The following is a 4,815-nucleotide window of genomic DNA, read 5'->3' as shown; positions in this document are numbered from 1 at the left end:
GCGGCCCTCGGCCCGGGGCAGCCGGCCGCGCCAGACCTCCAGCGGATCCACCTCCGCGCCCACCTTCCCCCGGGCGCCCCACAGCACGAGCGCGGGCAGGTCCGGCCGGCGGTGCAGATCCGCCTCGTCGTGGGCGAGGTCCACGGTGGCAGCCGCCTGATAGTCGCCGCAGATCGCGTGGATGACGCCGGGTCGAGCGATGGCCTGCTCGTACTCGGCCAGGGCCACCGGATGGAACGCCTCCAGCGGGGAGTAGAGGCCGGCGAGGGCCGAATGGAGGAATCGCACCGGGTCGTCGGCGATCATCGGCTCCGCGATCTCGGGCCGGGCCAGGAAGCCCCAGTGGTAGTAGGCGCGGATCATCTCCGGTGACATCTGCCGCCACACCTCGGTGGTGGGCAGGATGTCGAGCAGCGCCACGCCCCGCACCAACCCGGGCCGATCGAGCACCAGCCGATGCGCGGTCCGGGCACCCCGGTCGTGTCCGATGACGACAGCGGTGTCGTCGTCGGTCCCGTCGCGTTCCCCGTCGCCTGCCGGACCGGACCCACCTCCCCCGAGCTCGCCGATCAGTGCGGTGACGTCGGCGGCCATGGCGCGGAAGGAGAAGTCGTCGTCGAGGCACTCCGAGGCGCCGTATCCGCGCAGGTCGGGAACGGCGACGGTGTGCCGGGTGGCCAGCCCGGCGGCGATCCGGTGCCACATCGCCCCGGTCTGCGGGTACCCGTGCAGCAGCACGACCAGCGGTCCCGATCCGCCGACGCGCACCCTGATCCGGGCGCCGGGCGTCTCGATCACGCGGGAGCGGAAACCGGGGAAGAGATCGGGTCCGTCGGTCACCGGGTCTCCTTGGCCTTCAAAGGGGGTCGCCAGGGCGACGCTAACAGGCACAATCGGTCCATGCACCGATCCCGGCGAGCCACATTCGTAGAGTTGACGCAGGGCAGGTCCTTCCCGCCGATGTCCGGCCGCGCGGCCCCGGACCTGGCGGCGGCCGGGTTCGGCGAGTCGGAGTGGGCGTGCAGCGGCGAGGCCGTCTCCTACGACACGGTGGCGACACCGGGCGACGGGCGCGTCGAGCTCACCGAGGCCGATTCCGCGCCGTTCGCGACCCGCGTACTGGTGCGGCGGCCGGAACCTGGGTCGTTCAGCGGCGTGGTGCTGGTGGAGTGGCTCAACGTCAGTGGCGGGCAGGACGCCGCGCCGGACTACACCTACCTCGCCGACGAGATCCTCCGGGCGGGTCACGCCTGGGTCGGGGTGTCGGCCCAGTTCATCGCGGTCGAGGGCGGGGACGCCGCGGTGGGCCTCGGCGGCCAGACCAAGGGACTCCGAGCCCAGCGGCCCGAACGCTACGGGGACCTGCACCACCCCGGCGACGCGTACGCCTACGACATCGTCACGCAGGTGGGGCGCTACGTGCGCGAGCCGGACGGGGAAGGGCCGCTCGCGGGTCTGCGCGCGCGGTCGGTCATCGCGGTGGGCGAGTCGCAGTCGGCGTTCGCGCTGACCTCCTACGTCAACGGCGTCCACCCGCGGGCCGGGGTGTTCGACGCGTTCCTCCTCCACAGCCGTGGAGCCGGGTACCTGCCCTTCGACGACCGCGGCCGCGGGAGCGACATCGTCGCCGCCCTCGGTCGCGGCCCGGCGACGCTCCGCGAGGACGTTGGCGCGCCGGTGATGGTGGTGCAGGCGGAGGGCGACCTGATCGGCCGGATCGCCTCCCTGCCCGCCCGCCAACCCGATTCGGAGTCCGTGGTGACCTGGGAGATCGCCGGCCAGGCGCACGCGGACCTCTATCAGCTGGGTGAGTTCGCGCAGTTCGTCGACTGCCACGGCCCGGTCAACAGCGGTCAGCAGGTGTTCGTCCTCCGCGCCGCCCTGAGGCACCTGGTGTCCTGGGTCGCCGGTGGTGCGCGCCCGCCGGCCGCGCCGCCGGTGGAGATCGACGACGACGAGGTCGTCACCGACGAGATGGGCAATGGCAGGGGTGGCGTGCGGACCCCCGTCGTGGAGGCCCCGGTCGAGCAGCTCACCGGCGTGCCCCATCCCGAGGCGCAGCCCCTGTGCATGCTCCTCGGGCGGACGGTGGAGCTTCCCGAGCAGGTGCTGCGGGAGCGGTGGCCGGGCGGTGGGCAGACCGGCGGAGGGCAGTCGGGGCGTGAGCAGTACCTGGCGGCCTATCGCGCGGCCACGGACCGGCTCATCGCCGAGGGGTTCCTCCTGCCCGAGGACCGCGAGGAGATCCTGGCCGACGCCCGACCGGAGCGTCTCACCTGGTGAGTCGGGTGCGGGTCTCCCGGCGGGGTGCTCGGCCCCAGGTGAGTTCGGGTGATCGCGTGAGCAGGATGACCGCCACGAACATCGCCTGGGCGCCCACATAGGTGGCCATCACCACGAGGTCGCGGTTCGCCCAGTCGACGAGATCGGGCCGGAACGCGCCCAGCGCGATCAGGCCGTCGGACAAGACGAACAGGGCGCCGCCGAGCGCGCCGACCCAACCGTGGCTCGACGCGAGCCACGCCACGGCGAGAAGCAACATCCCGTAGACCACCACGGCCGGGGCGAGCATCCCGGCCTCCGGAACCGTCACCGCCAGCAGCGCGACCGCCACCACCATGAGCAGCAGTGTCCACGCGAACGGCGACCGGCCCCGGTCCACTCGGGTGAAGGCGACGATCCACAGCACCTGGGCCACGGCGAACCCGCCGATCATCGCCAGGAACCGCGCGTCCTCCGGCATCACCTTGGGTAGCGAGTCCCCGACCCAGCTGGCGGCCAACGCGGCCAGCGCCCAGGGCCAGGCGGGTCCGCGGTCATCGGGCGGTGACACGAGCAGCACCACCGCCAGCGCGGGCATGAGCAGCACCTGCGACCACGCTGCCACCGCGTCGGCGCCGGTCAGAAGCGCGATCAGGTGGACGAGCGTCACCACGGCGACGGGGCCCCAGCTCAGTGCGCGCATGCCCACGACGCTATCGCCGGTCACCGCCGCGCGCCGGGGGATGCGCCACCTCGTCGTCGTCGGGTGACGGCGTGCCCCGTCAACGCGACCATCACCGCGGCGCAGCACAGCACGCCCACGCCGAACGCCATGGTGATGCCCTCGTCGGTGGAGTAGGTCGACTCGGACGGGTGGGCGGCGAGCACCGCGGCGGACAGCGCGGCACCCACCGCGCCGCCGACCGTGCGCAGGACCTGGTTGAAGCTCACGGCGCTGCCGAGTTGGTCCACGGCCACACTCCGGGCGATCAGCGCGGGCATGGCGGCGTACCCGGATCCGATCCCCGCGCCGAACAGGAACATCCCGACGGCGAGCGTGAGGAAGTCGCCGTGCGCCCACCACAGCAGCAGCGACGCCACGGTCATCACCGCCGCACCGACCGGTAGGAAGACCGCCATGTCGACTCGGCGGGAGAGCGCCCTGACCGCGCGATTGGCCAGGAAACTGCCGACGGACAGCGGCGCCATCATGAAGCCCGCCCACATGAGCGGGACGGCGAGGCCGAAGCCGGTGTCGGTGGGGGCCTGGGCCACCAGGCTCGCGATCGACAGGCCGATGTACAGGGCGGTGCCCAGCCCGATCGCGGTCGCGTTGGCCAGCAGCACCTCGGGCCGGCGCACCACCCGCAGGTTGATCAGCGGGTGCCGGGTGCGCACGCTGTGCACGCCCCACGCGGTCAGGGCGGTCACGGCCACCGCGAGGGTCCCCAGGGCGCGCGGAGAGGTCCAGCCCCAGCCCTGGGCCTCGGAGATCCACAGCAGCAGGGTGGCCAGGCCGACGCCCAGCAGAACGGCTCCGGGCAGGTCGAGGGGTGTCCGCGGGGCGAGTGGGTCGGGACCGGCGGGGACGAAACGCCACACCCCGGCCGCCGCGGTGGCCACGAACAGCGCGGCGAAGGCGAACGCGGACCGGTGGCCGAACCCCGCGGCCAGCAGGCCGGTGAGCGGGTACCCCAGCCCCATTCCCACCGAGACCGTGACCGACAGGGTGGAGATGGCCGGCTGGGACTCGGAGTAGCTCAGGTGTCGGCGGGCCAGGGCGATGGTGACCGGGACGGTGCCGTAGAGCAGACCCTGCAGTGCCCGGCCGATCAGGAAGATCGTGAAGTCCGTGGCCACGGTGGCGATGACCGATCCCGTGAAGATCACCGCCAGCGACGCCAGGAGCAGCCGCCTGGTGTGGGGGCCGTCCGCCAGGCGACCCATGATCGGGGTGGCCACCGCGCCCACCAGCAGGTTCACGGTGAGCATCCACTGCGCGGCGCTGACGGTGATGCCGAACTCGCCTGCCACCGACGGGACGAGCAGCATGCCCAGCGAGCTGACGATCGCGCTGGTGAGCCCCGCGTAGACCAGGGTCTGGAGGAACCAGCGGGGTGCGGGAGCGCGGTCGGTCGAGGTCACCTCGTGCCCTCGGCGTCGAGCCTGCCGAGCAGGGGCACGGCTGCCGCCAGGGTGGCGCGTTCGGACTCGCTCAGCTCGTCGGTGACCGCGTGGATCAGCCACTCCTGCCCGGCCGAGCGTTCGGTGTCCAGACGTGCGCGGCCGCTGTCGGTGAGGGTGATCAGGACCCGCCGGCCGTCGGCGGGGTCGGGGCTGCGGGAGACCAGGCCCATCTGTTCGAGTTCGCGGACCGCACCCGCCACGGCCTGATGGCTGATCCGCTCGTGCGCGGCGAGGTCGGTCGCGGTGAGCGAACCGTGGCGGTCGAGGCGGGCCAGGATCCCGACCTTCCCCATCGACAGCGTCCGGTGCTCGCCGAGCCGCCGCCACAGCGGGCGCAGCGCCTCGCGCAGGTCGGCGGCGAGCGCG

5 protein-coding genes are annotated in these 4,815 nt (G+C 73.1%); 1 reads left to right on the top strand and 4 read right to left on the bottom strand.

Features of this window, described 5'->3' with window-relative positions:
- On the bottom strand, positions 1 to 840 hold an 840-nt coding region (locus G6028_RS16090; protein ID WP_182659473.1), incomplete at its 3' end, for an alpha/beta fold hydrolase.
- Between the two features lie 93 nt (positions 841 to 933).
- Between G6028_RS16090 and G6028_RS16085 the strand changes: the two genes are divergently transcribed.
- The gene (locus G6028_RS16085) at positions 934 to 2,283 is read left to right on the top strand and encodes an alpha/beta hydrolase domain-containing protein (RefSeq protein WP_241730829.1); all 1,350 of its coding nucleotides are present in this window, start codon (positions 934 to 936) and stop codon (positions 2,281 to 2,283) included.
- On the opposite strand, the gene G6028_RS16080 is transcribed toward G6028_RS16085, so the two are convergent.
- From G6028_RS16080 to G6028_RS16070, 3 genes are all read right to left on the bottom strand, one after another.
- Positions 2,273 to 2,965, bottom strand: coding sequence for a lysoplasmalogenase family protein (locus G6028_RS16080; RefSeq protein ID WP_182659472.1), 693 nt, complete (start codon positions 2,963 to 2,965; stop codon positions 2,273 to 2,275). The two genes, G6028_RS16085 and G6028_RS16080, sit on opposite strands and share 11 nt — an antisense overlap.
- A gap of 20 nt (positions 2,966 to 2,985) precedes the next feature.
- On the bottom strand, positions 2,986 to 4,407 hold the full coding sequence (locus tag G6028_RS16075; protein WP_182659471.1) for an MFS transporter: 1,422 nt from the start codon (positions 4,405 to 4,407) through the stop codon (positions 2,986 to 2,988).
- Positions 4,404 to 4,815: MarR family transcriptional regulator (locus G6028_RS16070; protein ID WP_182659470.1), on the bottom strand; the 412-nt coding region annotated here is incomplete at its 5' end. The genes G6028_RS16075 and G6028_RS16070, both read right to left, overlap by 4 nt.

The organism is Dietzia cercidiphylli, assembly GCF_014145145.1.
GTDB classification, from domain to species: domain Bacteria; phylum Actinomycetota; class Actinomycetes; order Mycobacteriales; family Mycobacteriaceae; genus Dietzia; species Dietzia natronolimnaea.
Note: the sequence above shows the minus strand (reverse complement) of the source record. Positions and strands in the feature narration are given on the sequence as shown.

Coding starts and splice junctions, on each gene's coding strand:
- G6028_RS16080 (WP_182659472.1), bottom strand. CDS start 2,965: ATGCGCGCACTGAGCTGGGGCCCCGTCGCCGTGGTGACGCTCGTCCAC.